The organism is Gordonia terrae (genome assembly GCF_051789125.1).
GTDB classification, from domain to species: Bacteria; Actinomycetota; Actinomycetes; order Mycobacteriales; family Mycobacteriaceae; genus Gordonia; species Gordonia terrae_A.
Window position 1 is genome coordinate 3,289,653 of record NZ_CP196526.1, and the last position, 25,560, is coordinate 3,315,212.

The 25,560-nt window shown below is 66.6% G+C and carries 25 protein-coding genes; 10 read left to right on the plus strand and 15 right to left on the minus strand.

Annotated elements, in window-relative coordinates; genetic code table 11:
- Positions 1-63: 63 nt before the first annotated feature.
- Positions 64-261, plus strand: a complete 198-nt coding sequence (locus ACSUZC_RS14870; RefSeq protein ID WP_439029292.1) for a CsbD family protein — start codon at positions 64-66, stop codon at positions 259-261.
- 78 nt (positions 262-339) lie between these two features.
- On the opposite strand, the gene ACSUZC_RS14875 is transcribed toward ACSUZC_RS14870, so the two are convergent.
- The 4 genes from ACSUZC_RS14875 to ACSUZC_RS14890 form a co-directional block, all read right to left on the minus strand.
- Positions 340-1,527 (minus strand): RtcB family protein, encoded by a 1,188-nt coding sequence (locus ACSUZC_RS14875; protein ID WP_439029293.1) that lies wholly within the window; start codon positions 1,525-1,527, stop codon positions 340-342.
- A gap of 114 nt (positions 1,528-1,641) precedes the next feature.
- Positions 1,642-2,124, minus strand: coding sequence for a peroxiredoxin (locus ACSUZC_RS14880; protein WP_439029294.1), 483 nt, complete (start codon positions 2,122-2,124; stop codon positions 1,642-1,644).
- Positions 2,121-2,543, minus strand: coding sequence for a DUF3052 domain-containing protein (locus ACSUZC_RS14885; protein WP_439029295.1), 423 nt, complete (start codon positions 2,541-2,543; stop codon positions 2,121-2,123). The genes ACSUZC_RS14880 and ACSUZC_RS14885 overlap by 4 nt, the downstream gene beginning before the upstream one ends.
- A gap of 252 nt (positions 2,544-2,795) precedes the next feature.
- The gene (locus tag ACSUZC_RS14890; protein WP_439033137.1) at positions 2,796-3,332 is read right to left on the minus strand and encodes a hypothetical protein; all 537 of its coding nucleotides are present in this window, start codon (positions 3,330-3,332) and stop codon (positions 2,796-2,798) included.
- A 239-nt stretch (positions 3,333-3,571) separates the two neighbouring features.
- On the opposite strand from ACSUZC_RS14890, the gene aceE reads away from it, so the two are divergent.
- The 6 genes from aceE (at position 3,572) to ACSUZC_RS14920 (ending at position 12,087) form a co-directional block, all read left to right on the plus strand.
- Entirely contained in the window at positions 3,572-6,454 is a 2,883-nt protein-coding gene (aceE, locus tag ACSUZC_RS14895; protein ID WP_439029296.1) for a pyruvate dehydrogenase (acetyl-transferring), homodimeric type, read from the plus strand.
- 70 nt (positions 6,455-6,524) lie between these two features.
- Entirely contained in the window at positions 6,525-7,796 is a 1,272-nt protein-coding gene (locus tag ACSUZC_RS14900) for a PucR family transcriptional regulator (protein WP_439029297.1), read from the plus strand.
- Between the two features lie 195 nt (positions 7,797-7,991).
- Complete coding sequence (locus tag ACSUZC_RS14905; RefSeq protein WP_439029298.1) at positions 7,992-8,900, plus strand: ACP S-malonyltransferase; 909 nt, start codon at positions 7,992-7,994, stop codon at positions 8,898-8,900.
- A 130-nt stretch (positions 8,901-9,030) separates the two neighbouring features.
- A complete protein-coding gene (gene acpM, locus ACSUZC_RS14910; protein ID WP_004022984.1) occupies positions 9,031-9,333 on the plus strand; it encodes a meromycolate extension acyl carrier protein AcpM in 303 nt (100 codons plus the stop codon).
- The gene (locus ACSUZC_RS14915) at positions 9,333-10,601 is read left to right on the plus strand and encodes a KasA/KasB family beta-ketoacyl-ACP synthase (RefSeq protein WP_439029299.1); all 1,269 of its coding nucleotides are present in this window, start codon (positions 9,333-9,335) and stop codon (positions 10,599-10,601) included. Before acpM ends, ACSUZC_RS14915 begins: the two co-directional genes overlap by 1 nt.
- A 34-nt stretch (positions 10,602-10,635) precedes the next feature.
- Positions 10,636-12,087, plus strand: coding sequence for an acyl-CoA carboxylase subunit beta (locus tag ACSUZC_RS14920; protein WP_439029300.1), 1,452 nt, complete (start codon positions 10,636-10,638; stop codon positions 12,085-12,087).
- 158 nt (positions 12,088-12,245) lie between these two features.
- On the opposite strand, the gene ACSUZC_RS14925 is transcribed toward ACSUZC_RS14920, so the two are convergent.
- From ACSUZC_RS14925 to ACSUZC_RS14940, 4 genes are all read right to left on the minus strand, one after another.
- Positions 12,246-12,764, minus strand: a complete 519-nt coding sequence (locus ACSUZC_RS14925) for a DUF3145 domain-containing protein (RefSeq protein ID WP_439029301.1) — start codon at positions 12,762-12,764, stop codon at positions 12,246-12,248.
- Positions 12,765-12,892: 128 nt separating this feature from the next.
- Entirely contained in the window at positions 12,893-13,711 is an 819-nt protein-coding gene (locus ACSUZC_RS14930) for a serine hydrolase domain-containing protein (RefSeq protein WP_439029302.1), read from the minus strand.
- A 23-nt stretch (positions 13,712-13,734) separates the two neighbouring features.
- A complete protein-coding gene (locus ACSUZC_RS14935; RefSeq protein ID WP_439029303.1) occupies positions 13,735-14,865 on the minus strand; it encodes an NDMA-dependent alcohol dehydrogenase in 1,131 nt (376 codons plus the stop codon).
- Positions 14,866-15,065: 200 nt separating this feature from the next.
- Entirely contained in the window at positions 15,066-16,064 is a 999-nt protein-coding gene (locus ACSUZC_RS14940) for an oxygenase MpaB family protein (RefSeq protein ID WP_439033138.1), read from the minus strand.
- 199 nt (positions 16,065-16,263) lie between these two features.
- Between ACSUZC_RS14940 and ACSUZC_RS14945 the strand changes: the two genes are divergently transcribed.
- Positions 16,264-16,920 (plus strand): TetR/AcrR family transcriptional regulator, encoded by a 657-nt coding sequence (locus ACSUZC_RS14945; protein ID WP_439029304.1) that lies wholly within the window; start codon positions 16,264-16,266, stop codon positions 16,918-16,920.
- A gap of 147 nt (positions 16,921-17,067) precedes the next feature.
- On the opposite strand, the gene fadD5 is transcribed toward ACSUZC_RS14945, so the two are convergent.
- The gene (gene fadD5, locus ACSUZC_RS14950; protein ID WP_439029305.1) at positions 17,068-18,675 is read right to left on the minus strand and encodes a fatty-acid--CoA ligase FadD5; all 1,608 of its coding nucleotides are present in this window, start codon (positions 18,673-18,675) and stop codon (positions 17,068-17,070) included.
- 82 nt (positions 18,676-18,757) lie between these two features.
- Positions 18,758-19,564 (minus strand): enoyl-CoA hydratase-related protein, encoded by an 807-nt coding sequence (locus ACSUZC_RS14955; protein WP_439029306.1) that lies wholly within the window; start codon positions 19,562-19,564, stop codon positions 18,758-18,760.
- 214 nt (positions 19,565-19,778) lie between these two features.
- Here ACSUZC_RS14955 and ACSUZC_RS14960 point away from each other — a divergent pair, with 214 nt between their 5' ends.
- Positions 19,779-20,978 carry a TetR/AcrR family transcriptional regulator gene (locus ACSUZC_RS14960; protein ID WP_439029307.1) on the plus strand — a complete coding sequence of 400 codons (1,200 nt, stop codon included), beginning with the start codon at positions 19,779-19,781 and terminating at the stop codon, positions 20,976-20,978.
- A gap of 101 nt (positions 20,979-21,079) precedes the next feature.
- On the opposite strand, the gene ACSUZC_RS14965 is transcribed toward ACSUZC_RS14960, so the two are convergent.
- From ACSUZC_RS14965 to ACSUZC_RS14985, 5 genes are all read right to left on the minus strand, one after another.
- Positions 21,080-21,982 (minus strand): hypothetical protein, encoded by a 903-nt coding sequence (locus ACSUZC_RS14965; protein WP_439029308.1) that lies wholly within the window; start codon positions 21,980-21,982, stop codon positions 21,080-21,082.
- Positions 21,983-22,087: 105 nt separating this feature from the next.
- Positions 22,088-22,513, minus strand: a complete 426-nt coding sequence (locus ACSUZC_RS14970; protein ID WP_439029309.1) for a pyridoxamine 5'-phosphate oxidase family protein — start codon at positions 22,511-22,513, stop codon at positions 22,088-22,090.
- A 54-nt stretch (positions 22,514-22,567) separates the two neighbouring features.
- Complete coding sequence (locus tag ACSUZC_RS14975) at positions 22,568-23,320, minus strand: isocitrate lyase/PEP mutase family protein (protein WP_439029310.1); 753 nt, start codon at positions 23,318-23,320, stop codon at positions 22,568-22,570.
- A gap of 69 nt (positions 23,321-23,389) precedes the next feature.
- Positions 23,390-24,037 (minus strand): dihydrofolate reductase family protein, encoded by a 648-nt coding sequence (locus ACSUZC_RS14980; protein ID WP_439029311.1) that lies wholly within the window; start codon positions 24,035-24,037, stop codon positions 23,390-23,392.
- A gap of 100 nt (positions 24,038-24,137) precedes the next feature.
- Positions 24,138-24,998: an SDR family oxidoreductase gene (locus ACSUZC_RS14985; protein WP_439029312.1), complete on the minus strand. Its 861-nt coding sequence runs from the start codon at positions 24,996-24,998 to the stop codon at positions 24,138-24,140.
- 107 nt (positions 24,999-25,105) lie between these two features.
- On the opposite strand from ACSUZC_RS14985, the gene ACSUZC_RS14990 reads away from it, so the two are divergent.
- Complete coding sequence (locus tag ACSUZC_RS14990; RefSeq protein ID WP_439029313.1) at positions 25,106-25,498, plus strand: winged helix-turn-helix transcriptional regulator; 393 nt, start codon at positions 25,106-25,108, stop codon at positions 25,496-25,498.
- Positions 25,499-25,560 lie beyond the last annotated feature (62 nt).

A 25,560-nucleotide genomic window follows, 5' to 3' on the forward strand; every position in this document is an offset into this window, starting at 1 on the left:
CAGATGACCAGAGGCGACCTCACCCGAGGTCGTTGTCCTACAGATGAGATGAAGGAGAGGAAAATGGGATTGAGTGACAAGGTGAGCAACAAGGCCGAGGACCTCTCGGGCAAGGCCAAGGAAACCGCCGGCGACGTGACCGGTGACGACCAGCTCAAGAGCGAAGGCAAAGGCGATCAGCTCTCCGCGGCTGTCAAGGACGGCGTGGAGAGCGTGAAGGACGCCGCGTCGAACATCAAGGACAAGCTGTCCGGGAACTGATTCCCTCGCCGTACACGGCCGAATCCCGAAGGTGCTGGGCACCTTCGGGATTCGGTCAGTCTGGAGAACGAACGGTTGTCACGTGCCCTTCACGTTGAGGATCTGCCGCAACGTGTGCTCGATGTCGACCAGATCCACGGCATCGGCCATCACCTGGTCGATGTCCTTGTACGCGTCGGGGATCTCGTCGACCCACTGCTCACCGTGCCGGTACTCGATTCCCGCCATCCGGGCCGCGAGGTCGTCAGCGGTGAACCGCTTGCGCGCCTCGGTCCGGGAGAAGCGACGACCCGCACCGTGCGGCGCCGAGCAGAGACCCGACTCGTTGCCCTTGCCGCGCACCACATATGACCGCGTCCCCATCGAGCCGGGAATCACACCACGAACGCCCTCGTGAGCATCGATCGCGCCCTTCCGCGTGAGCCACACGTCCTTGCCGGCGTGCGTCTCCTTGACCGTGTAGTTGTGGTGGCAGTTGATCCGGTCCACCTCGAGCGCATCCGCGTCGTCGTGCGCACCGAACCAGTCGGCGAAGACCGCGACGAACCGGTCCATCATCTCCGCCCGGTTCTCGAAGGCGAACCGCTGCGCCCACCCGAGCTCGCGCAGGTAGGCGGTCAGCTCCCGGGTGCCCTGCGGAAGGTAGGCGAGATCGGCGTTCGGCAGGTCGATCCACCACTGCTTGCACAGCTTCTGGGCGATCTTGATGTGCTTCTGCGCGATCTTGTTTCCCACACCGCGCGAACCCGAGTGCAGGAACAGCCACACCACGTCCCGCTCGTCGAGGCACAGCTCGATGAAGTGGTTTCCCCCACCGAGCGACCCGAGCTGCTCCCGCCACTTCGGCGAATGCGACAGGTCCACACCATCATTCGTCGCCAGTTCGGCGAGCGAGTCGATGCGCGCCCGCGTGAATGCGAACCGGTCCAGACCGCGGTTGTAATTGCCGGGCGACAGCGGGATCGCATCCTCGATCCCGGTCCGCAACCGCCCGAGGTCCATTCCGGAGATGTCGCCGGCGCGCAGGCGCAGCTGGACGGCGATCATGCCGCAGCCGATGTCGACACCGACGGCGGCCGGGATCACCGCACCGGTCGTCGGAATGACCGTGCCCACCGCAGACCCCATCCCGAAGTGCGCGTCGGGCATGAGAGCGATGTGCGGGTGCACGAACGGCATCCGGGCGGTCTGGGCCGCCTGAGCGAGAGTGTTGTCGTCCACGTGCGATGCGTAGTTCAGCACCTTGGACGACGCCATGGTCGGCATGAGGAGTTCCTTTCGTGAGCGCCCGGGTCGCGGGCCCTCACATCACACCGTCGTACCCCCCGAAAGGCAACGGGTTTTCACCCCCTGCACACCCGGGCCGGGCGATGTCGGAACTCAGCCGACGACGTCGAGCGCCTTGTCCCAGACGGCGTTGTCGCGGACCTCACCCGGGCCGACCATGTCGGCGTAGGCGATGAGGCCATCACGGTCGACGAGGAAGGTCCCACGGTTGGCGTACCCGCGCTCGTCGTTGAACACACCGTAGGCGCGCGCGGTGTCGCCGTGCGGCCAGAAATCCGACAGGATCGGGAACAGGAATCCTTGCGCGGCGGACCACACCTTGTGGGTCGGCGACGGACCGACCGACACCGTCACGGTGGTCACCTCGTCGTTGTCGAATCGCGGCTGCTGATCGCGGATGTAGCCCAACTCGCCCTGACAGGTGCCGGTGAAGGCAAGCGGAAAGAACACCACGAGCACGTTGCGGTCAGCTCGCAGTGCCGACAGCGACACGAGCTGGTTGTTCTGATCGCGCAGCGCGAAGTCAGGCGCACGATCGCCGACGGTCAGAGGCGCAGAAGGCGGCTCTGCGCTCATGCTTTCTTGCCCGAGCGGGCCTTCGGCTGGACCAGTCGGGCAGCCGACCAGTCACCCAGACTGATCGCCGATGTCTGGGTCAATCCGGCCGTGGGCGCGGCCTCTGCGACCTCACTCGGGTCCACATAACCGGGCTGACCTGTCTTGGGCGACAACACCCAGACATAACCGTCCTCGGCCAGCGGCCCGATGGCGTCCATCAGGGCGTCGACGAGATCACCGTCGCCCTCGCGCCACCAGAGGATCACGACATCGACGACATCGTCGGCGTCCTCGTCGACCATCTCGGCGTCGATCGCGTCCTCGATGTCGGCCCGGAGCTCGTCGTCGGTGTCCTCATCCCAGCCGAGTTCCTGCACTACCAAGCCCGCGGTAAGACCCAGTTTCTGGGCGTTGCTACCGTCCGTGGCGGCTACCACCGCGCGTGACCTCCTGAAGGTGATGATTCGTTGTGTGCGTCAGCGTTGTACGCCTCCGCGTTGTGTGCGTCCGGGTCGGCACCGGGTGCGTTCCCGGACACCGACTCGCCTGTCAGCATAGGCAACAGCCTAAAGCCTCACATTGCAAGCCGAACGCCGTCACCGGTTTCGGCGTTTCGCCCCCGGGTCACCGCCCTGAGCGGTCGTGCCGGTGAACGTCGCCGCGCAATCCTTACCCAGACCCCCTGGGTGTCAACCGCCCGGACGAGACGTACCCGTCGTGGTCGGGACGGCGGGGGTACGCGGCGTGGCCGACGACGCTGCCGGGAGCGGCGTGTACGCACCGCAGACGTCGAGCAGGCGCGCCTTGTCCCGGGACCATTGCCCCGACACCGGGTTGAGCCCCGTGTCGAGTTCACGACGGATCGCGTTCTCGAGGCGTGCCGTCGAGTCGAGGAATGTCCGCGCCGGCGCCGACACCTCCGCGGGTGCCGAACCGGTGATCTTCGGGCGGATCTGATCCGATCCGGCTATCAGACTCGCGCGGGCCTTCTCGTCGAGGTCTCCGACGGCCGGATACGAATGGGTCGTGTTGAGCCGGGCGATGAACGTGTTGAACCCGCGGACCATCACGACCATCGACGCCAACGACTCCCGACACAGTTCGACGCCCTCGGCCCGAACCTCCGCGGCCGCCGAGGCCGAGAGTTCGGACCGGTAGACCGCGACCTCACCCGGCACGGGCGATCCCGCGCCGCCCACCGTGGACGCGCACGCTCCCGACACCATCGCCCCGACGGCGAGGACGAAGGCCGTTGCGATCCGACGACGACCGTGCACAGCCCGGTCGAGCACGGTCCCCCCGCTGCCCGGCATCGCCTCTCCTTACTGATCAGTAACGGTTCGGTGGACGCTACCGCACCGACGCGAGTGCGACAGCGTACACAGATCCAGTCGGTGCCAAGCCACGTCACATGGGGCACGATGAGGGGTGACACCGCACAACATCGGAGCGGCGGTGTCACGCCATGCGGCCGGACCACCACCCCCAGTCCGGCCTGTCAGAGGGAGTAGGCATCACCGTGACCAACCAGATGGACCATGCGACATCGGACGTCGTACCGAGCACACACGCCGGTGACACCGGTGCACGCTCGAACGGACGCGCCGCCGGACAACGAGTCCGTGTCATCCGCGAAGGAGTCGCGTCCTATCTGCCCGACATCGACCCCGACGAGACCTCCGAGTGGCTCGACTCGTTCGACGCCCTGCTCGACGCCGCCGGCCCCGGACGCGCCCGGTATCTGATGCTGCGGTTGCTGGAGCGGGCCGGCGAGAAGCGCGTGTCCATCCCCGCGCTCACGTCCACCGACTACGTCAACACGATCCCCACCGAGGCCGAGCCGTGGTTCCCCGGTGACGAGGACGTCGAACGACGCTTCCGCCAGATGATCCGCTGGAACGCCGCGATCATGGTCCACCGCGCCCAGCGACCCGGCGTCGGCGTCGGCGGCCACATCTCCACCTACGCCTCGTCGGCATCGCTGTACGAGGTCGGTTTCAACCACTTCTTCCGCGGCAAGGACCATTCCGGCGGCGGCGACCACATCTTCATCCAGGGTCACGCCTCCCCCGGCATCTATGCGCGCGCCTACCTCGAGGGCCGGATCGATGAGGCCCGCATGGACGGCTTCCGTCAGGAGCACAGCCACGCGGGCGAGGGCGGCGGACTGCCGTCCTACCCGCACCCGCGGCTCATGCCCGACTTCTGGGAGTTCCCGACCGTCTCCATGGGCATCGGCCCGATGAATGCGATCTACCAGGCGCGGTTCAACCACTACCTCCACGACCGCGGCATCAAGGACACCTCCGACCAGCATGTCTGGGCTTTCCTCGGCGACGGTGAGATGGACGAGCCGGAATCCCGAGGATTCGCCAGCTTCGCCGCCACCGAGGGTCTCGACAACCTGACGTTCGTCATCAACTGCAACCTGCAGCGTCTCGACGGGCCGGTCCGCGGCAACGGCAAGATCATCCAGGAACTCGAGTCGTACTTCCGAGGCGCCGGATGGAACGTCATCAAGGTCATCTGGGGCCGCGAGTGGGATGCACTGCTCCACGCCGATCGCGACGGCGCGCTGGTCAACCTCATGAACACCACGCCCGACGGCGACTTCCAGACCTACAAGGCCAATGACGGCGAGTTCGTCCGCGAGCACTTCTTCAACCGCGATCCGCGGACGAAGGAATTGGTCAAGGACCTGTCCGACGCCGACATCTGGAACCTCAAGCGCGGTGGTCACGACTACCGCAAGATCCATGCCGCCTATGCCTCGGCGATGACCCACAAGGGCCAGCCGACGGTCATCCTGGCCCACACGATCAAGGGCTACACGCTCGGCAAGCACTTCGAGGGCCGCAACGCGACCCACCAGATGAAGAAGCTGACGCTCGACGACCTCAAGGCGTTCCGCGACTCGACGCGCATCCCGATCTCCGACGAGCAGCTCGAGAAGGATCCGTACCTGCCCCCGTACTACAATCCCGGCAAGGACTCGCCGGAGATCCAGTACATGCTGGATCGCCGCAAGACCCTCGGCGGCTTCCTCCCGAGTCGCCGGACCAAGGCGAAGGTGCTCAAGGCCGACGTCAGTTCGGCGCTGAAGGCAACCGCCAAGGGCTCGGGCAAGCAGCAGGTCGCCACCACCATGGCACTTGTTCGGGTGTTCAAGGATCTGTTGCGCGACAAGGAGATCGGCAAGCGGATCGTGCCGATCATCCCCGACGAGGCGCGAACCTTCGGAATGGACTCGTGGTTCCCGACCCTCAAGATCTACAACCGCAACGGCCAGCTCTACACCTCGGTCGACGCCGAACTGATGCTCGCCTACAAGGAGAGCACCGAGGGTCAGATCCTCCACGAGGGGATCAACGAGGCCGGCTCGGCAGCCAGCTTCGCCGCCGTCGGAACGTCGTACGCGACGCACGACGAGCCGATGATCCCGCTGTACATCTTCTATTCGATGTTCGGTTTCCAGCGCACCGGTGACAGCTTCTGGGCCGCCGCCGACCAGATGGCGCGCGGATTCGTCATCGGCGCCACGGCGGGCCGTACGACCCTCACCGGCGAAGGCCTCCAGCACGCCGACGGTCATTCGCCGCTGCTCGCCGCGACCAACCCCGCGGTCGTCGCCTACGATCCGGCCTTCGCCTACGAGCTCGGCCACATCGTCGACAACGGCCTCACCCGCATGTACGGCGACGACCCGGAGAACGTCTACTTCTACCTGACGGTCTACAACGAGCCGATCAGCCAGCCTGCGAAACCCGAGGGCCTCGACCCCACGGGAATCGTCAAGGGCGCCTATCGATTCAAGAAGGCACCCGAGGGCAAGGAGCATCCGGCCAACATCCTGGTGTCCGGGGTGACGATGCCCGACGCACTCCGGGCGGCCGAACTCCTGGCCGACGAGTGGAACGTCGGGGCCGATGTGTACTCGGTGACCTCGTGGAGTGAGCTCGCCCGCGACGGCATCCGGGCCGACCGCGAGGCCCTGCGCGACCCGGGCACCGAGCCCGCACCCGCGTACCTGACCGAGTTGCTCGCCGACGCCGCCGGCCCGTTCGTCGGGGTCAGCGATTACATGAGAGGCGTGCAGGAGCAGATCCGCGCCTACCTGCCGGGCACCTACCTCACGCTCGGCACCGACGGTTTCGGTTTCTCCGACACCCGTCCGGCGGCACGACGGTTCTTCAACGTCGACGCCGAGTCGATCGTCGTCGCCGTCCTCGTGGCGCTCGCCCGTGACGGCAACATCGAGATGTCGGTGGCCAAGGAGGCAGCCGAGAAGTACCAGATCACCGATGTGGCGGCTGCGCCCGAGCAGACCAGCGACCCGGGCGTCGCCTGAACCACGCGCGGACCGCCCTCGATCGAGTGCCGCGACCTCGGACAACACCGTCGGGGTCTAGATTGAGGGCGTGTCCGAGCCCCGCGTGAACAAGAAGCCACCACCGGCTGACGTGTTCGGTGAGCGGGGTGCCCACGTACCGGCCCCCGCCACCGTCCACGACGCACTGCCCGACACCCTGCTCCGGCGTGTCAAGCAGTACAGCGGGCGTCTTGCGACCGAGGCGGTCCACTCGATGCAGGACCAGTTGCCGTACTTCTCCGATCTCGACGCCGCCCAGCGTGCGAGTGTGCAGCTGGTCGTGCAGACCGCGGTGGTCAACTTCGTCGAGTGGATCCAGGATCCCGAGGGCAACGTGAAGTTCACGGTCCAGGCCTTCCAGGTGGTGCCGCAGGATCTGGCCCGCCGGATCACTCTGTTGCAGACCGTCGAGATGGTCCGCGTCGCCATGGAGTTCTTCGAGAAGTGGCTGCCGCTGCTCGCCCGCAACGACGCACAGCTGCGTGCCCTCACCGAGTCGGTCCTCCGGTACGGACGCGAGATCGGCTTCGCCGCGGCCGCGATCTACGCCTCCGCCGCGGAGTCCCGCGGCGCGTGGGACTCCCGGCTCGAGGCGCTGGTCGTCGACGCGGTGGTGCGCGGCGACACCGGTCCCCAGCTGTTGTCCCGGGCTGCCGCCCTCAACTGGGATTCCGACGCACCGGCCACGGTCATCGTGGGCACCCCTCCCCCCGAACAGAACGTCTCGGTCCCCCTCGCCATTCACACGACCGCCAAGCAGTTCGACCGCTCGGCGTTGTCTGTCGTGCAGGGCGCGGTGCTGGTGGCCATCGTGAGCGGCCCCATCCGGCCGACGGAGAAATTCGTCGGCGCACTGCTCTCCCACTTCGCCGAGGGCCCGGTCGTCATCGGCCCGACGATGCCCAACCTCGGCAGCGCACATTCGAGTGCCACCGAGGCGATGGCCGGCATCGAGGCGGTGGTGGGCTGGCCCAGCGCGCCGCGGCCCGTTCACAGCCTCGAGTTGCTCCCCGAGCGCGCACTCAACGGTGACGAGTCGGCGATGTCCGCGCTCGTGGACTCACTCGTGGATCCACTCGCCGACGGCGGGTCGACACTCACCACGACGCTCGAGGCGTATCTGGACTCCGGCGGCTCGGTCGAATCATGTGCACGGATTCTGTACATACATCCAAATACGGTCAGGTATCGACTGAAGAAAATTTCGGAAATCACAGGACGAGACCCCACAAACCCGCGGGACGCCTACGTTCTGAGGGTCGCGTCGACGGTGGGTCGTCTGACACACTTCCGGCACAAATCGCGGTCATCTGCCACTTGAGTCACAGCAGTTACATGTCCGATTTAGCGTTTCCGCTGATAGGGACCCTGAGAACACGGTTAGGTAACAAATCTCGGACTGATGACGAACCAGGTGACCTCACGGTCAAGTTTGTGGGAACCCCACAAAAGCCAGCAACAAGGTTCATGCTTCTCCACACCCACATACGGGGGTCAAAGGGTGTTCTCTGGTCACGTGCTTTCGATGCTTGCCCCAGGACAGGGCTCCCAGACACCCGGAATGCTCGTGCCATGGCTCGAACTGCCGGGCGCGCGTGACCAGATCGCCACCTGGTCCAAGCTGACGCAGCTGGACCTGGAAAGCCTCGGCACCACCGCGACCGCCGAGGAGATCACCGACACCGCGGTCACCCAGCCGCTGGTCGTGGTCGCCGCGCTGCTGGCCTACGACGAGGTCCGCAAGCACGCCGACCTGCCGTCCGACGCCGTCGTCGCCGGGCACTCGGTCGGCGAACTGGCCGCCGCCGCGATCACCGGGGTGATCTCTGCCGACGAAGCCGTCACGCTGGCCGCGATCCGCGGTTCGGAGATGGCCAAGGCCTGCGCCATCGAACCGACGACCATGGCCGCCGTCCTCGGTGGCGACGAAGCCGCGGTCCTCGCCCGACTCGCCGAACTCGACCTCGTCGCCGCCAACCGCAATGCGGCCGGGCAGATCGTCGCCGCTGGCGCCGTCGCCCAGATCGACGAACTCATCGCCTCGCCGCCGGAGAAGGCCCGCATCCGTAAGCTCGCGGTCGCCGGCGCATTCCACACGCACTTCATGGCGCCCGCCCAGGAAGCCGTGGCCGCGGCCGCCGCTCAGATCACCCCGTCCGACCCGGTCCGCACACTCCTGTCGAACTCCGACGGGCAGCCGGTGTCCGATGGCGCCGACGCGCTGACCAAACTGGTCGGCCAGGTCACCAAGCCGGTCCGGTGGGACCTCTGCTCGGCATACCTGCGCGACCACTCCGCGTCCGCCGTGGTGGAACTCCCCCCGGCCGGCACACTCGTGGGCATCGCGAAGCGCGAGCTCAAGGGGACTCCTGCGCTGGCGCTCAAGGAGCCCGGCGACATCGCGAAGATCACCGAACTTGGATAGCGGTCGCGGCTGGTCCGCGACCCCCGGAACGTCGGCCTGACGCCGGCGTGTCCAAGCGCGCGGACCATTCGGTCCGTTCTGCGCTCCGGAAACCATGAAGTCAACCAAGCCAAGGAAAGGGAACGCCACAGTGGCTGCCACCCAGGAACAACTCATTGCCGGCATCGCCGAGATCATCGAGGAAGTCACCGGCATCGAGCCGTCCGAGGTGACTCTCGAGAAGTCGTTCGTCGACGACCTCGACATCGACTCGCTGTCCATGGTCGAGATCGCGGTCCAGACCGAGGACAAGTACGGCGTGAAGATCCCCGACGAGGATCTCGCCGGGCTGCGCACCGTCGGTGACGCCGTCGCCTACATCCAGAAGCTCGAGAACGAGAACCCCGAGGCCGCCGCAGCCATCAAGGCGCAGGTCGAGGCAGACGAGGCCTGATGACCCCCTCTTCCCTCCGCGAGTACAACACGCTGGGTGGGAACTTCCCGAGTGTGGTGGTCACCTCCATGGTGGCCACCACCTCGTTGGGTGGGGATCTCGACTCGACCTGGAAGAACCTGCTGGCCGGCGAATCGGGCATCCGTGAGCTGACCGACGACTTCATCACCAAGTACAACCTGCCGGTACGGATCGGCGGTCGTCTCCTCCAGGATCCTGCCGAGGAGGTCACGCGCGTCGAGTCCCGACGGATGGCCTACGTCGAACGCATCGCCCACGTGATGAGCAAGCGCCTCTGGGCGCAGGCCGGCGAACCCGACATCGACAAGGACCGCCTGGCGGTCGTGATCGGAACCGGTCAGGGTGGCGCCGACGCAATGGTCGACGCCGTTCAGGCCATGGAGGGCACCGGCAACTACCGCAAGGTGTCTCCGCTCGCCGTCTCGATGGCAATGCCGAACGGGCCTGCGGCCGTCGCGGGACTCAACGTCGGTGCACGCGCCGGCGTCATCACCCCCGTCTCGGCCTGTTCCTCGGGTGCAGAGGCGATCGCTCATGCATGGCGCCACATCGTGATGGGTGACGCCGACATGGTGCTCACCGGTGGCGTCGAGGGACACATCGACGCGGTGCCGATCGCGGCATTCTCGATGATGCGGGCGATGAGCACGCGCAACGACGATCCCGCCGCGGCGTCGCGTCCGTTCGACAAGGATCGCGACGGCTTCGTCTTCGGCGAGGGCTCGGCGATGCTGATCCTCGAGCGCGAAGAGCATGCACGAGCACGCGGCGCGCACATCCACGCACGCCTCCTCGGTTCCGGTATCACCTCCGACGGGTTCCACCTCGTCGCTCCGGACCCCAGTGGGCAGGGCAACGCGCGGGCGATGACCCGGGCCCTGCAGACCGCCGGTCTGCAGAAGTCCGACATCACCCACATCAACGCGCATGCGACGTCGACTCCCATCGGCGACACCGCGGAGGCCGCGGGCATCCTGTCCGCCATCGGCCAGCACGCAGCGGTGTACGCGCCGAAGTCGGCCCTCGGTCACTCGATCGGCGCCGTCGGAGCACTCGAATCGGTCCTGACCATCAAGAGCATCGAGGAAGGCGTCATCCCGCCGACCCTCAACCTCGAGAACCTGGACCCCGAGTGCGACATCGACGTCGTCCACGGCGAACCCCGCTACGGACAGATCGAGTACGCGATCAACAACTCGTTCGGTTTCGGCGGGCACAACGTGGCTCTCGCCTTCGGTCGCTACTGACCATCAGCCGCACCCCGACACCCAGGAGACATCGATGACGACCTTGGCTCCCGTTCCCGGCCGCGAAGAAGCTGCCGATCCCCGCGACCCACTGTTGCGGCTCACCAACTTCTTCGACGAGGGGACGATGTCGCTGCTCCATCCGCGCGACAAGTCCGGAGTCCAGGCCGCCATCGGTCTCGTCCACGGCGTTCGCACGGTGTCGTACTGCACCGACGGGACCGTCATGGGCGGGGCCATGGGTGTCGTGGGGTGTGCCCACATCGTCAACGCCATCGACACCGCCATCACCGAGCAGGCGCCGGTCATCGGCATCTGGCATTCGGGTGGCGCTCGCCTCGCGGAGGGTGTCGAGGCGTTGCACGCGGTCGGTCAGGTCTTCGAGGCCATGGTCCGGGCTTCCGGGTACATCCCGCAGATCTCGGTGGTCGTCGGTTTCGCGGCCGGCGGGGCCGCATATGGCCCGGCGCTGACCGATGTCGTGATCATGGCGCCCGCCGGTCGCGTGTTCGTCACCGGTCCCGACGTCGTCAAGAGCGTCACCGGCGAGGAAGTCGACATGGAATCCCTGGGCGGCCCGGCCACCCACGGCAAGAAGTCCGGCGTCTGTCACATCGTCGCCGATTCCGAATCAGACGCGCTGTGGCGGGCACGGCGCCTGGTGTCGACCTTCACCCAGCAGGGCCATTTCGACCTCGAGCACGCACGTGCCGGGGACACCGATTTGAAATCCCTGCTGCCGGAGTCGAACCGGCGCGCCTACGACGTGCACCCCGTCGTCGCGCAGTTGCTCGACTCGGACACGGCCGCCGACGGCGAGACCGAGATCTCGAGCTTCGAAGAGCTGCAGGCGAAGTGGGCACCCAACATCGTGGTCGGCTTCGGCCGACTGTCGGGTCGCAGTGTCGGCGTCATCGCCAACAACCCGCTGCGCATGGGCGGTTGCCTCAACTCCGAGAGTGCGGAGAAGGCGTCGCGTTTCGTCCGTCTGTGTGATGCGTTCGGCATCCCGCTGATCGTGATCACCGATGTGCCGGGTTACCTGCCGGGTGTGGGACAGGAATGGAACGGCGTCGTCCGCCGCGGCGCCAAACTCCTGCACGCCTTCGCCGAGTGCTCCGTCCCCCGCGTCACCCTGGTGACCCGCAAGATCTACGGCGGTGCCTACATCGCGATGAACTCTCGCGCGCTCGGGGCGACCGCGGTCTTCGCCTGGCCCGGCTCGGAAGTCGCCGTCATGGGCGCCAAGGCCGCCGTCGGCATCCTGCACAAGAAGGCCCTCGCCGCGGCGCCCGACGAGGAGCGCGAGGCCCTGCACGATCGTCTCGCCGCCGAGCACGAGGCGATCGCCGGCGGTGTCGGACGCGCCCAGTCCATCGGCGTGGTCGACGAGATCATCGATCCCGCGCACACCAGGAGCATCATCGCCGAGGCGCTCGCGGCCGCACCCGCGCGCCGCGGACGCCACAAGAACATTCCGCTCTGACGCGTGTGCACCGACGACGAGTGCCCCGGCCCTTCTCAGGACCGGGGCACTCGTCTGTTCACGCTTCTCGCTCCCTGAGGAGCCCGGAGCTTGCGGAGGGCGTCCCACGCTTCCCGCTCCCTGAGGAGCCCGGAGCTTGCGGAGGGCGTCTCGAAGGGTCAGCCCACGCGCTGCTGCAACCAGGTGACCTCTGCGCCCGCGCCGCCCATGCGGTACTGCTCGAGCGCGTTGTCCCATGCGGTGCCCAGGGCGCCCTCGAGTTCGCCTGCGAGCCCGGCACTGTCGGGTTGCGACTCGATCATCGAGCGCAGTTGGTTCTCGCCGATGATGACATCGCCGTTGGCGCTCGTGGAACCGCGCCACAGGCCGAGGCCCGGGACATAGCAGAAGCGCTCACCGTCGACACCCTCGCTCGGGTTCTCGGTCACCTCGAAGCGGAGCGCCGACCACTCGCGTAGAGCCGTCACCAGACGTGCAGCAGTGCCGACCGGTCCCGCCCAGTCGACAGTGGCACGCTGCATGCCCGGCTCGGCATCCTGTGCCGACCATTTCAGGTTGGCGCGCGCATTCAGGGTCGACGACAGAGCCCACTCCACATGCGGGCACAGCGCCGCCGGCGCCGAGTGGATGTACACCACTCCTGTTGTCATGTCCGCAAACTGGTTCAGATTGCGCACCTTGTTCACCTCCGTTGTCGACGAGGAACGTCTTCCCCAACACACCTCGCGACAGCGGATATCACACTCGTGAGGTCAATTGTGCCTCATGGTGTACGTGTTGCGCCAGTTTCTGATGCGATGAATATTCATTCTTGTGACGAGAGTTCACTGACGACACGATCGTTGAACTCACTCCACAACGGCTTCGCCCATGGGCCGAACGGGCGATCCGTCAGCACGACGCAGGCGGCGTCGAGAACCGGGTCCACCCAGAGGAACGTCCCCGCCTGACCGAAGTGCCCGAATGTCCGAGGTGAGTTCCGCGTTCCGGTCCAGTGCGGCGACTTCTCCGACCGGATCTCGAAGCCGATCCCCCAGTCGTTGGGGCGATGCTTGCCGAAGCCGGGGACGAACCCGTCGAGCCCGGGAAACCGCACCGACGTCAGCTGTCCGAACGTCTCCGGCGCCAGCAGGCGCGGATTCAGCAACTCCTGTGCGAAGACCGCCAGATCCGCCGCACTCGATCGCGCGGCGTGCCCGGCCGGTCCGTAGAGCGTGGTCGACGGCATCCCCAGCGGCGCGCACACGGCTTCGGAGAGGTAGCGGCCGAACTCGATACCGGTGGCCTCCGCCACGACCTCGGAGGCCACCTCGAAGCCCGAACTCGAGTAGATTCGCTGCTCCCCCGGCGGCGCCTCCACCTCCCGGGTGTCGTAGGCGAGGCCGGACGCATGCGAGAGCAGATGCGCGAGAGTCGACCCCGACGGCCCCGCCGGGTCGCCGAGTTCGACGGCCCCTTCCTCGACAGCCACGAGAACCGCGTAGGCCACCAGTGGCTTGGTGACCGAGGCGAGCTCGTAGACGCGAGCGGGGTCGCCGAATTGTTCGGCGACCCCGTCACGGGTGATGATCGCCGCCGACGCGTGGTCGACGGGCCATTCCGTCAGAGAATCAAGGACAGACACATCGGGTCACGATACCCGGGTGCTCACCAGTCCTCTTCGGTGTAGCGGATGACACCGCGAATGTTCTTGCCGTCCAGCATGTCCTGGTAGCCCTCGTTGATCTGGTCGAGGCGGTACTGGCGGGTGATCATGTCGGCGATGTTGAGCTTGCCGATCTTGTACATCGACAGCAGCTGCGGGATGTCGAGCTTCGGGTTGGCACCGCCGAAGATCGAGCCCTGCAGGTTCTTCTGGAGCAGGGTCAGCATCGCGAGGTTGAGGGTCACATCGCTCTCGAGCATGTTGCCCATACCGGTCAGGACGCAGGTGCCGCCCTTGGCGGTGATTCCCATCCACAGGTCGACGTCCTTGCCGTGGACCTCGCCCACGGTGACGATCACCTTCTGGCACATACCGCCGTGGGTGGTCTCGGCGATCGCCATGGCGGCTTCTTCGACCGACGCGAAGGCGGCGGTGGCGCCGAACTTCAGTGCCTGCTCACGCTTCCACTCCACCGGGTCGACGGCGAACACGTTGCGCGCACCGGAGATCACCGCGCCCTGCAGCGCAGCGGTGCCGACACCACCGACGCCGACGATCGCGACGTCTTCGCCCGGGCGGACGTCACCACTACGGGTCGACGAGCCGTAACCGGTGGGGATACCGCAGCCACACAGAGCGGCGACCTCGAACGGGATGTCCTTGTCGATCTTCACCGCCGACGCCTCGTGCACCACCATGTAGGGCGAGAACGTGCCGAGCAGCGTCATCGGATAGACGTTCTCGCCGGCGGCGGTCTGGATGCGGAAGGTGTTGTCCGAGACGGCCTCGCCCTGCAGCAGCATCGCGCCGAAGTCGCACAGGTTGGCCATGCCCGACTGGCACGAGGGACACTTGCCGCACGACGGGATGAACGACAGCACCACATGGTCGCCGACCTCGAAGTCGGTGACACCCTCGCCCACCTCGGCGACGACACCCGCACCCTCGTGGCCACCCAGGATCGGGAAACCGGCCATCGGGATGCCGCCGGTCATCAGGTGATGATCGGAGTGGCACATGCCCGCGGCTTCCATCTTGATCTTGATCTCGTGCGCCTTGGGATCGCCCAGCTCGATCTCCTCGATCGCCCACGGCTTGTTGTGCTCCCGCAGCAGCGCACCTTTTGTCTTCACGATTCCAACCTCCACGACGAGCAGCTGGCCCGGACGCCACGTCCGGACGGTAACTGGAAGACTAGTTCGTCGGGACGCAAAATGGAACGTGTTCTAGTATCCGTGTCGATACGGAGGCTGGACGACGACGCCACGGGCTCCCAATGATAGTTCTCACCGATCGGGCTATCACGGACTGCGAGCCAGGCCTCCGCGAGAGGTCACATCGGACAGCCGGCGCGCCCCTCGGGGACAGCGAAAGAGTCGAGCGCATACTTCCGGTGCAGCCGCACCAGCTTCTCGTACTCGAGGCGGTTGCGTGCCAGCGGCAGCAACAACACGCGATCAGGCAGCAACCTCCATGACGTCCGCAGCAGCGCGCACACGATCGCGAACTCGACGTCGTGATGACGACGCAGCCGGAACCCGGTCATCTCTTGCACTCTCGGGTGCATCACCTTCGACGAACAGACCACGATCAGATGCCCGATCGTGGGGCGCACGACCGGCCAGAGGGGTGCGAGCACCCGGCGCGCCGACCGGGAAACGCCCAGTGTCGGCATGGGGAGCCGTGTCAGCCCGGCGAACTGCTCGACGAGGAACGGTGTGGATTCGAGCCTGGTCGCGACCATTTCCTCGTAGTAGGCGTCCGCGTCGACGACCGTGGCCGGCAGTTTTCCCGCAGCACCGGCCAATTCGAGGTCGGCGAACGCTTCACGGACAAGCTGGTAGGCGGCTTCACGTTCGTCCGCGTTCATAGTGATACCGGTGCAGGGACGAAAGGTGTTCAAGGCGAGCATCATTCCGCTGACCGCGATCCACTTCCAGTTCTCCGGTTGCAGCGCGCTGTATCTGATGTCGCTGTAGGCGCCCGCACCTCGACCACGAACGTCCTTGTGTCGCTCCTTGAGCCAGTCCGCCTCCGCCGCCCGATCTGCCGGGTCGCCCCACATCGCGTGCATCGCCGACAAGCCGCTGCGCACACCCCGGTCGCTGAAATTCTCCGCGAACCGGCCCGTGCGATCGACCGCCGCCGCGACCGCGGGCAGGGCGACCTGATCGAAGGCTGCGCCACCGAACAGGCCGCCCAGCTGGCTGCCGGTGTGTCGACGGAACTCTGCGATCACCGCGGATCGCACAGTTCCGCCCCCGACACCCACCGGCCCCGCATCCGCGGCGCGCACGTCGACTGAACCCGGTGTCGTCGCCACAGAAGTCATCATATCCCCGATTCGATAGATCAATGCTCGAAGTCTATCAACATCCTGCTGGGCGCGTACTGTCCCACAGTTTCCGTCCGCGCCTGGATCCGCTCCCCTCGAAGGAGCGCCCGTTGCGCGCCGGCGGGTGCACAGGCGGGGGTCGTGTTAGCGTGGCCGACATCGTTCTCCGCCACGACAAGCCAGGATGCGAGCGCTCGTGATCGACTATTCGCAGCCGCTCGCCGCGTCCTCCGTCGAGCTTGATCGTCTGGATCCGAAGTCACGTCAGATCATCGAGGCCGCCCGGCAGTGTTTTGTCGACCTCGGTTTCGAGGAGACCACGATGGTCCAGATCGCCGACGGTGCGGGAGTCGGGGTGGCGACCGTCTATCGCCGATTCGGGACCAAGGCCGCGATCGTCCGATATGCACTCATGGCCGAGGGGCTTCGGGTCTCCAACATCCTGCTCGAGGCCATGAAGAGATCATCCGGTCCGGTGAGCGGTCTCGCCGAGATGTTCGCGGCCTTCGTGCAGGAGGCGTCGCGCCCGCACCTCCTCACCCGCCGACTCCGCCACTCCTCGGCAGCGGGCGAGATGGTCGACTTCATGTCGGACGACACCTTCCTCTCACGTGGACGCACGATGGTCGCGCATTACATCAAGTACTGGCAGGACCGCGGCGAGCTCGGCGACTTCGATGCGGAGGTGGTGGCCGAGATCTTCGTGCGGTTGGAGATGTCATTCATCACCAACCCGCGCGGGGTCATCCCTCTGCATGACGAGGACTCCGCGCGCGCTTTCGCCCACCAGTTCCTCTCCCCGCTGCTGTTCCCGCACCTGAGGCCCAGGACCACGCCGACCGACGGCCGGTGACCTACTGTTTCGGCCGGACCTTGTCGGCCGCCGACGCCAGTTCGCTTCCCGACACGGTCTCGCCTCCGGCGACGGTGGCCGAAACGCGAAACCGCCCCCACCGAACACCCAGCAGGGCATCCGAAGGGGGCGGTGACGCGCGTGGCGTCAGTTGGCCAGGCCGGCGTCCTTGCTGCCGTAGCTCTGGCGCAGCGTCGGCTTGACTACCTTGCCGCCGGCGTTGCGCGGCAGTTCGTCGACGATGACGAGGTCCTTCGGGTGCTTGAAGCGCGCGAGGTTCTCGTTGAGGTACGGCTCGAGGTCGGCCAGGGTCAGGTCCCCGACACCTTCGGCGAGAACGACGACCGCGACGGGCACCTCGCCCCACTTCTCATGCGCGCGACCGATGATCGCCGCCTCGGTGATGCTCGGGTGCCCGAACAGCGCGTTCTCGACCTCGGCGCAGTAGATGTTCTCGCCGCCGGAGATGATCATGTCCTTGGCGCGATCGACGACATAGAGGAACCCTTCCTCGTCTTCGCGCACGAGGTCGCCGGAGTGGAACCAGCCGCCCGCGAACGCATCCGCGGTCCCCTGTTCGTTCTGCCAGTAGCCCTTCATCATGTTGGGGCCGCGGTAGACGATCTCGCCGACCTCGCCCTGCGCGACGTCGTTCATCTCGGGGTCGACGATCCGCGCGGTCACCGCCGGCACAACCTTGCCGATCGAGCCGATCTTGCGCAGCGCGTCCTTGCCCTCCAACACACAGGTGATCGGCGACATCTCGCTCTGACCGAACACCGCGACGTTCAATGCGTTCGGGAACGTCTCGTTCATCGCGTTCAGGACGGTGTCCGACGCCGGCGCCGCACCCCAACTGATCACCCGGAGCTTGAGGTCGCGCGGCTTGGCCTGCTGCGCCGCGCACACGGCCTGCCACTGGGCGGGCACCAGGAAGATCGAGGTGGTGCCTTCCTTCTCGATGGTGTCGAGCATGTCGTTGGGGTCGAAGGCGCCGAGCGGATGGATCACCGAGAGCGCACCCATGTAGAACAGCGGCGCCATCGCGCCGAGACCCGCGATGTGGAACATCGGTGCCACGCACGAGCCGATGTCGTCGGACCGGGTCTGCAGAGCCTGCAGGCAGGTGACGGCCTGCGCCTGCATGTTCGTGTGAGTGAGCATGGCACCCTTGGGCTTTCCGGTGGTGCCCGAGGTGTACATGATCAGCGCGACGGTCTCCTCGGGGACGTCGATCTCCTCGAGATCCGACGAATCCTCGGCGACCAGGGCCTCGTAGTCGAGGTGAGCGTCCTTGTCCGAACCACCCACCACGATGGTGTGCTCGATGGCGTTGCCGGTGGCCGCCGCGGCGGCATCGGCCAGCGGGGCGAGCATGGTCTCGGTCACGATGACCTTCGCACCGCTGTCGTTCACCAGGAACGCGACCTCGGCCGGGCTCATCCGGATGTTCACCGGCACCGGGATCGCGCCGATCAGGTTGGCGCCCAGCACGGCTTCGACGTACTCCGAGCGGTTGAGCAGGACGATGAGGACTCGATCACCGAACTGCACACCGCGTCGGCTCAACGCCGCGGCGAAGGCGCGGCTGCGCTCGTCGAGCTCTCTCCAGGTGGTCACATTGCCCAGGAACTTCAGCGCGGGCTTGTCCGGCGTCATGAAGGCGTGACGCCGGACCTGGTTGTTCCAGTGGTTGCGGCGCGAGCGCAAGGGCTCGGTGGCCAGATCGTTGAAGGTGTCGACGGTCGCGGTCATACGATCGGTCTCCTCGTTGTCTTTCTGGTGGTGATGGACTCGGGAACGCCTGTGATGCACCGAATCCGGTGTGGACGGGAAGTCAGTTGGAGGCGCCGGCGAATGCGGTGATCGCCGCCTGGAACTCCGGGGACTGGAGCAACTCGGTCTGGCCGTCGAGTTCTCGCTCGATGGCGGCGTCGAAACCGGACATGGTGTGTGCGTCCAGGGCCGACTTGGTCAGCCGGAGCGCTGCTGGACTCTTCGCAGCCAGCTTCGTCGCGACCTTCTCGACGGCAGCGTCGAGGGCGGGGCGATCCTCGAGCACCCCGTTGACGAGTCCGGCCTCGAGAGCCTCTCCGGCACGCAGCTTTTCACCGAGCAGCGCGAGCTCGTTGGCACGCACGCGCCCGACAGCCGTGGCGAACGACATCGATGCGGCGCCGTCGGGCATCAGACCGATGTTGATGAACGCGAGCAGGAAATACGACCGAGCTGTCGTGTAGATGAGGTCGGCACCGAGCGCGAGCGACGCTCCGATCCCCGCAGCCGCGCCGTCGACCGAGGCGATCACCGGGACCGGGACCGAACGCACCGCGCGCAGCAGGTCGGATCCACCGGAGATGATCTGCCGGGCCTGCTCCCGGGTGAACCCGGAGGCGCCACCCTCCGTCGACCGTTCGGCGAAACCCCGGACGTCGGCGCCCGCACTGAAACTCCCGCCGGCGCCGTCTATCACGACCACCCGGACATCGTCCCGGCTCGACCATTCCGCCAAGGTCTCCTCGATGGCGGTGTGGGCGGGACCGTCGAGGGCGTTCATGCGTTCGGGCCGCGAGATCGTCAGACGTCCGATGCCGCGCTCGTCCACCGACGTCACGACTCCGCCGTGCGTGGTCTCTTCGCTCACTGGTCTCCCCACTCAGACTTCGACCGACAGACTTCGACCTACAGACACAGCGTGTCCGATCTGTGCCATCGCCCTAGATTACTACCACAGTGCGACGCAGATCACGAGAATTTCTATTAACTTATTCGGTCGTCGAGGGACGTTTTACTGCGGTTTTCGTGTCATCGTCCGAAAGATGTCTCGAGAACGACGTCTCCGGTTAGGCTGTATCCCCATGGCCGCGCACCCGCAGACGTCGCAGACCGGTACGCCGCGTCGGCGCCCTGCCGATCGCCGGCGGTTGATCGTCGACGCGGCGGCGAGGGCGTTCAGCGACGGCGGCTATCACGCGGTCCGGCTCGACGACATCGCCGAGGCCGTCGGGATCTCGGCGCCGGCGCTGTATCGACACTTCCCCAACAAGTACGCGCTGTTCGCCGAGACGACGGCTGAACTCGCCACCGGCCTGCGTGGCGTGCTCGACACCGTCCCCGACGGGGGGCCCGACGAGCTGCACGCACTGGTCCACGCCATCACGGCGACCTCATTCGACAATCGGCGTCGCGGTGGTCTCTATCGCTGGGAGTCGCGATACCTCGAACCTCGCGATGCCGCGTTGGTCCGGGACGTGGTGGTCCATCAGCACCGGCGTATCCGCGCCGCGGCTCGCCGACTCCGCCCGTCACTCGGCGACGCCGATGCCAATCTCCTCGCCGCGGCCATGATCAGCGTGGCGGCGAGCCCGACGACGCACCGCGCAGCGTTGCCCGCCCGAGACGCCACCTCACTGATGAGCGGAGCGGCGTTGGGACTGCTCGACATCGATCTGCCGGGTCAGCCGATGCGCCCCCAGCTCACCGCGGGCGGCCTCGCACCGGCCGCCAGGCGTGAGGTCATTCTCACCGAGGCGATCAATCTGTTTGCCGCCCGCGGGTTCCGGGACGTCACCATCGAGGACATCGCGCACGCCGCCGGCCTTCCCGCGTCGGGCGTGTACCGCCATTTCCCCAGTAAGGTCGCGATTCTCGAGGCGTCGTTCTGGCGTGCGGGCGATCGAGTCGCGACGGTGATCTCCGAGGCACTCGCGGCGTCGACGACCCCCCGCGAGGCGATCGTCGAGATGCTCGGTCGATACGTCCGGTTGTCGTGCACCACAACGGATCTGATCACCATCTACGAAACCGAGATCGGACACACGACACCCGAGGCGCGGGGCGCGCTGCGCAATCAGCAATGCATCGTCGTCGACGAGTTCGCCACCTGGGTGACGCGCGACCGCACCGACCTGACGCTGCCGCAGGCACGGTTCCTCGTCCACGCGGCGCTGAACGTCGTCGCCGACCTGTCCCGGCAGTCCCCGCAGCCGTCGCCCGCGCGAATCGAAGCGCTGGCGTCGCGCTTGTTGCTCGGTCCGGGAGTATCCGACACCCGATGAGCGGACCGCCGGCAACCGGCCGATTCCGCGAATGGCGGTGGCCGGTTCAGAGCACGAGGGACCGGTTCAGAGCGCGAGGGACCGGTTCAGAGCACGAGGGATCAGAGCACCGCGAAATCGTCCATCAGCCAGCGGCCGTTCTGCTGCACGAGAGTGACCTTCACGCGCGACTGGTAAGGGAATCCGTCGGGGAACTGTTGGGCGGTCTGAGGGGACTTCAACGTCTGGTCGAGCGTGACCAGCACGACGGCCTTGCCATCGGCGAGGGACATGATCCCTGCATGTTCGGCCTTGGCCGAGGACACCGATTCCGCGGCCGTCGAACCGCGCCGGGCGTCCTGGGACGACTCGATGTAGGTCTGGGTGAACGCGGGCGTGGAGATGTCCCGGATGCGCCGATCCAGGTCGGAGTAGTCAGCGGAGTTGTAGGTCGAGATCTCGGCCGCGTAGTCGCGTGCGGTGTCGAGGATCGAACCCGTGCCCGAGCTGCTCGCCGCCGTATCCGCGCGACGATCGGCGTCGACGTAGGCCACTGCCAGCGCAGCCGTCGAGGCCGCGAGCACGATGGCGAGTGCCACCAGCGCCAGGACCGGCCACGAGAGTGTGCCGATCGCAGGAATCCGGCCGCGCCACGGCGAGCGCGGTGGGCCGCTCGGACCGCCCGCCAGCTTGCGCGGTGTTCGGTCGGAGTCCACCTCTTCGGTCCGGCTCTCGGCGTCGGGCTCGGTGTCGGTCTCGCCGGTCTCCCTACCCCGCTTCTTGCGCGCCGCCTTGGCAGCCTTCTCCTGCGCCTCGGCCCGGTACTTGTCCCGGTTGCTTCGATTCGCCTGCAGGAACTCGTCGCCGTCGAGTGGGGTCACACCCGCATCCGACGGCGACGCGGCGGCAGAGTCGGTTGAGTGTTCGTCGATGGAGGTCGGGTCGACGGACTGTTCCCGGGTTTCTTGACCGGACTCCGCCACCTCGCTGTCAGGACGATCGGAAGTGGGACCTGGCTTCGACATGCGTTCAATGTAGCGAGACGTTCACCACCGGCTCGTCTCGCAGCCGAATCCGGGACCGGGATCCGGACTACTGATGACATGCTCCAGCGTCACAGGCTCCAGGGGTCAGAGACTGCCGAGGTCGAGCGACACCCACTGCTTCGGATCGAGGTAGAGCTTGGTCTGCGGCCCGTGATCCTTCTCGGCCATCTCGACATACGGCTCCACCGCCTGGGGAGGCAGATAGCGGGAGGCCATCTCCTGCAGGTCGTTGCGGGTACCCGCAACCATGTCGACGGCGTCGCCCGAGACGGCCACGTACATCAGCCGGGGAGTCACCTCGTCGACCATGAGCGTGAAGCGCCCGGCCGCCCGGATCAGTTGCAGCTTGCGCGATTCGGTGCCGGTGAGCAGCCACGGCCGACCGCCGGGGGTGTACTGATACCAGACCGGGATCGTGAGCGGGGCACGGCCGGGTTCGGCCTCCACCGACAACGCCGCGACATGCGGCTCGGCCAAGAACGCTTCTCGTGCGGATGTACTGAGTGCCATGTTCCGACCGTAGACCCGCGCACCGACATCCGGTCGGTTTCTACTTCCAGGTGATTACTTCCAAGGGGCCAGGACCTCGCTGGCGCGCTCGGCCAGGACCATCTGGAACAGCGGGCCGAAACTCACCCGGGCCACGCCGAGTTCGGCGAGCGACGCCTTGTCGTTCTTGGTCGGGTGCCCGATGGCGTTGACCGGCAGCGGTAGCTCGTCGGTCAGTCGCTTCTGCACGACGTCGTCATGGAAACCGACCGGGTACAGGACGTCCGCACCGGCCTCGGCGGCCAGCTTCAGGCGGGCGATGGCGCGATCGACGCGGTCGGATTCGTCCCCGACCTGCTTGACGAACAGATCGGTGCGGGCGTTGATGACGACGTGGACGTCGGTGGCGTCCGACGCGGCCCGCAACGCACCGACGAAGTCCGCGTGCTCCTGGGCTTGACGCAGTCGGCCGCCTTCGCTGTGCACGGTGTCCTCGATGTTCAGGCCCACTGCGCCCGCGTCGATGAGGCCGTCGATCAGGGTCTTGGGGTCTTCGCCGTAACCGGATTCGATGTCGACGGAGATCGGGACATCGACGGCCTCCGTGATCTGCCGGATACGGGTGGTCAGTTCGTCGAACGTGATTCCCTCGTTGTCGGGCTTGCCGATGGAGTCCGACACCGGATGACTGCCGACCGTGAGCGCGGTGAAACCGGCCGAAACAGCGAGGTTCGCCGACCACGCGTCCCACACCGTCGGGAGGATCACCGGGTTGCCGGGCTGATGAAGTTCGAGCAGGGTACGGGCCTTGCTGGAGAGTTCCGTCATGGTCCCTACAACTACCCCGGTTCGCCGCCGCATTCCACCGATCCCACATGCCGGGAGAACCGTGGGCTCCTACTTCCGCCAGAGCAGGTGGTGGGTCACGCCCGACGGGCTGGGGATCGCTTCGTGGTGGAAACGGTCGTCGAGCTCGTCGGGCGAGTCCCACAGGCGCAACCCGGTCCCGATGGTGATGGGCGCGACTGCGACGTGCAGCGCGTCGATCAGACCGGCATCGAGGAATTCGCGGACCGTGCTGACCCCGCCCCCGATTCGCACGTCCTTGCCCCCGGCCGCCGCCTTGGCCTGTTCGGCGGCTTCTGCCGGAGTTGCGTCGATGAAGTGAAAAGTGGTGTCACTCAGTGTGAACGACGGACGGACGTGGTGAGTCAGTACGAAGACGGGAGTGTGGAACGGAGGTTCCTCGCCCCACCATCCCTGCCACTCGTGGTCGGTCCACGGTCCGCGGTGAGGCCCGAACTTGTTGCGGCCCATGATCTCGGCGCCGATGTTGTGCGCGAAGTCGCGGGTGAAGTAGTCGTCGAGGCCGCGGGTGCCACCCGGTTCGGTCCGGTTGGGCCAATGTGCGGTGGCACCCGCCCAGGACATCAGCGCCGCCGGATCCGCACCGTCGCCGAACGGGCGGTCGAGGGTCTGATTGTGTCCGGCACCGACACCGTCCTGTGAGACGGTGAAGTTCTGGACCCTGAGTAGCTGAGGCATGGTGGCGCTTTCCTGTCGTCGAGCCGCATCGTCTGCACGGGCAATCTATGCGGACAGACTAGGTGGCGCAGGAAAACTCATCGGCCCCGTCGGGTCACTGTCAGCCGAGCGCCTGCTTGACGATGTCGGCGACCGGCGTCGACGACCGGCCGATGAGACGCTGGAGGTCTCCTGACGTGGTGTCGAGTTCGCCGCGGCTGATCCCTGCGTCGGAGCTGGCCAGCATCTCGGCGACCGGCGCAGGCAGACCGGCGTCGCGCAGCACTGCGGCGTACTCGGCCTCGGGGAGGTCGGTGTACGCGACGTCCTTGCCCGCGGCGTCGGCGATGACCTTCGCCAGCTCGCCGTAGGTGAGTCGCTCGTCTCCGCCGAGTTCATAGACCTTGCCACCCTGGTCGGTGTCGGAGGCGAGGACCGCCGCGGCCGCGGCCGCATAATCGGCGCGGGCGGCGCCTGCGAGTCTGCCGTCGGCGGCAGCACCGAACAGCTGGCCCGACTCGGCTGCCTGCGGAATGGCGGCGAGGTAGTTCTCCCAGTACCAACCGTTGCGCAGGATCGCCGTCGGGATGGCCGACGAGGTCAGACGCTCTTCGGTGGCGACATGCTCGGGGGCGAGGCTGAGACCGCTGGTGTCCGCCTGGAGGAGGCTGGTGTAGGCGATGAATCCGACGCCGGCGGCTTCGGCGGCCTCGATGACGTTGGTGTGCTGCGCGACGCGGCGGCCCATGTCGGCACCGGACACGAGAAGCAGCTTGTCCACGCCCTCGAGGGCAACGCGCAGGGCGTCGGGATCGTCGTAGTCGGCGACGCGCACCGAAACACCCTGCGATGCGAGGTGTGCCGCTTTCGTCTCGTCACGGACGATCGCCACGAGGTCACTCGCGGCGACGCCGCGGGCCAGCAATTCCTCGATCACCAGTCCGCCGAGCTGCCCGGTCGCACCTGTCACTGCTGTGGTCATCTGATTCCTCTTCTCATCGGGTGTGGTGACCACAGTATGCACTAACTTTTCGTAAGTGCAACACTTGCAGTTAGCAAGATTACAGTCTGTCGGCTACCGTTGAGGACGTGACCGACATCAGTGACCAGTCCCTCGAGGCGGACGTCTTCGCCCGGGATTGTTCGTCGCGGACCACGTTGCAGACCGTCACCGGCCGCTGGGGCAGCCTGGTCCTGATCGCGTTGGGCGAGAGCAACTATCGGTTCAGCGCGCTGCGCCGCCGGGTCGACGGCGTGAGTGAGCGGATGCTGTCGCAGACGTTGCAGAACCTCGAACGCGACGGCATGATCGTGCGCACCGTCCTCGAGGCGATCCCACCGAAGGTCGAGTACCACCTCACCCCGCTGGGTAGGCAAGTAGCGCAACAACTCCAGGGATTGATCGATCTCGTGCAGGACAGCATGCCGGATGTGCGCGCCGCCCAGGCCGACTACGACGAGCAACACGGCGGTCGCGACTGACAGTCCGCGAGACCTCGGAAAGCACTCAGCCCGCCACCTGCCTTCGCGGGTGACGGGCTGTT

Coding starts and splice junctions, on each gene's coding strand:
- ACSUZC_RS14880 (WP_439029294.1), bottom strand. CDS start 2,124: ATGAGCGCAGAGCCGCCTTCTGCGCCTCTGACCGTCGGCGATCGTGCG.
- ACSUZC_RS14985 (WP_439029312.1), bottom strand. CDS start 24,998: ATGACCACAGCAGTGACAGGTGCGACCGGGCAGCTCGGCGGACTGGTG.
- ACSUZC_RS14870 (WP_439029292.1), top strand. CDS start 64: ATGGGATTGAGTGACAAGGTGAGCAACAAGGCCGAGGACCTCTCGGGC.
- ACSUZC_RS14965 (WP_439029308.1), bottom strand. CDS start 21,982: ATGTCGAAGCCAGGTCCCACTTCCGATCGTCCTGACAGCGAGGTGGCG.
- ACSUZC_RS14970 (WP_439029309.1), bottom strand. CDS start 22,513: ATGGCACTCAGTACATCCGCACGAGAAGCGTTCTTGGCCGAGCCGCAT.
- ACSUZC_RS14890 (WP_439033137.1), bottom strand. CDS start 3,332: ATGGTGTCGGGAGCGTGCGCGTCCACGGTGGGCGGCGCGGGATCGCCC.
- ACSUZC_RS14960 (WP_439029307.1), top strand. CDS start 19,779: ATGGCCGCGCACCCGCAGACGTCGCAGACCGGTACGCCGCGTCGGCGC.
- ACSUZC_RS14920 (WP_439029300.1), top strand. CDS start 10,636: ATGACGACCTTGGCTCCCGTTCCCGGCCGCGAAGAAGCTGCCGATCCC.
- fadD5 (WP_439029305.1), bottom strand. CDS start 18,675: ATGACCGCGACCGTCGACACCTTCAACGATCTGGCCACCGAGCCCTTG.
- ACSUZC_RS14940 (WP_439033138.1), bottom strand. CDS start 16,064: ATGACTTCTGTGGCGACGACACCGGGTTCAGTCGACGTGCGCGCCGCG.
- aceE (WP_439029296.1), top strand. CDS start 3,572: ATGCGGCCGGACCACCACCCCCAGTCCGGCCTGTCAGAGGGAGTAGGC.
- ACSUZC_RS14915 (WP_439029299.1), top strand. CDS start 9,333: ATGACCCCCTCTTCCCTCCGCGAGTACAACACGCTGGGTGGGAACTTC.
- ACSUZC_RS14980 (WP_439029311.1), bottom strand. CDS start 24,037: ATGCCTCAGCTACTCAGGGTCCAGAACTTCACCGTCTCACAGGACGGT.
- ACSUZC_RS14875 (WP_439029293.1), bottom strand. CDS start 1,527: ATGCCGACCATGGCGTCGTCCAAGGTGCTGAACTACGCATCGCACGTG.
- ACSUZC_RS14975 (WP_439029310.1), bottom strand. CDS start 23,320: ATGACGGAACTCTCCAGCAAGGCCCGTACCCTGCTCGAACTTCATCAG.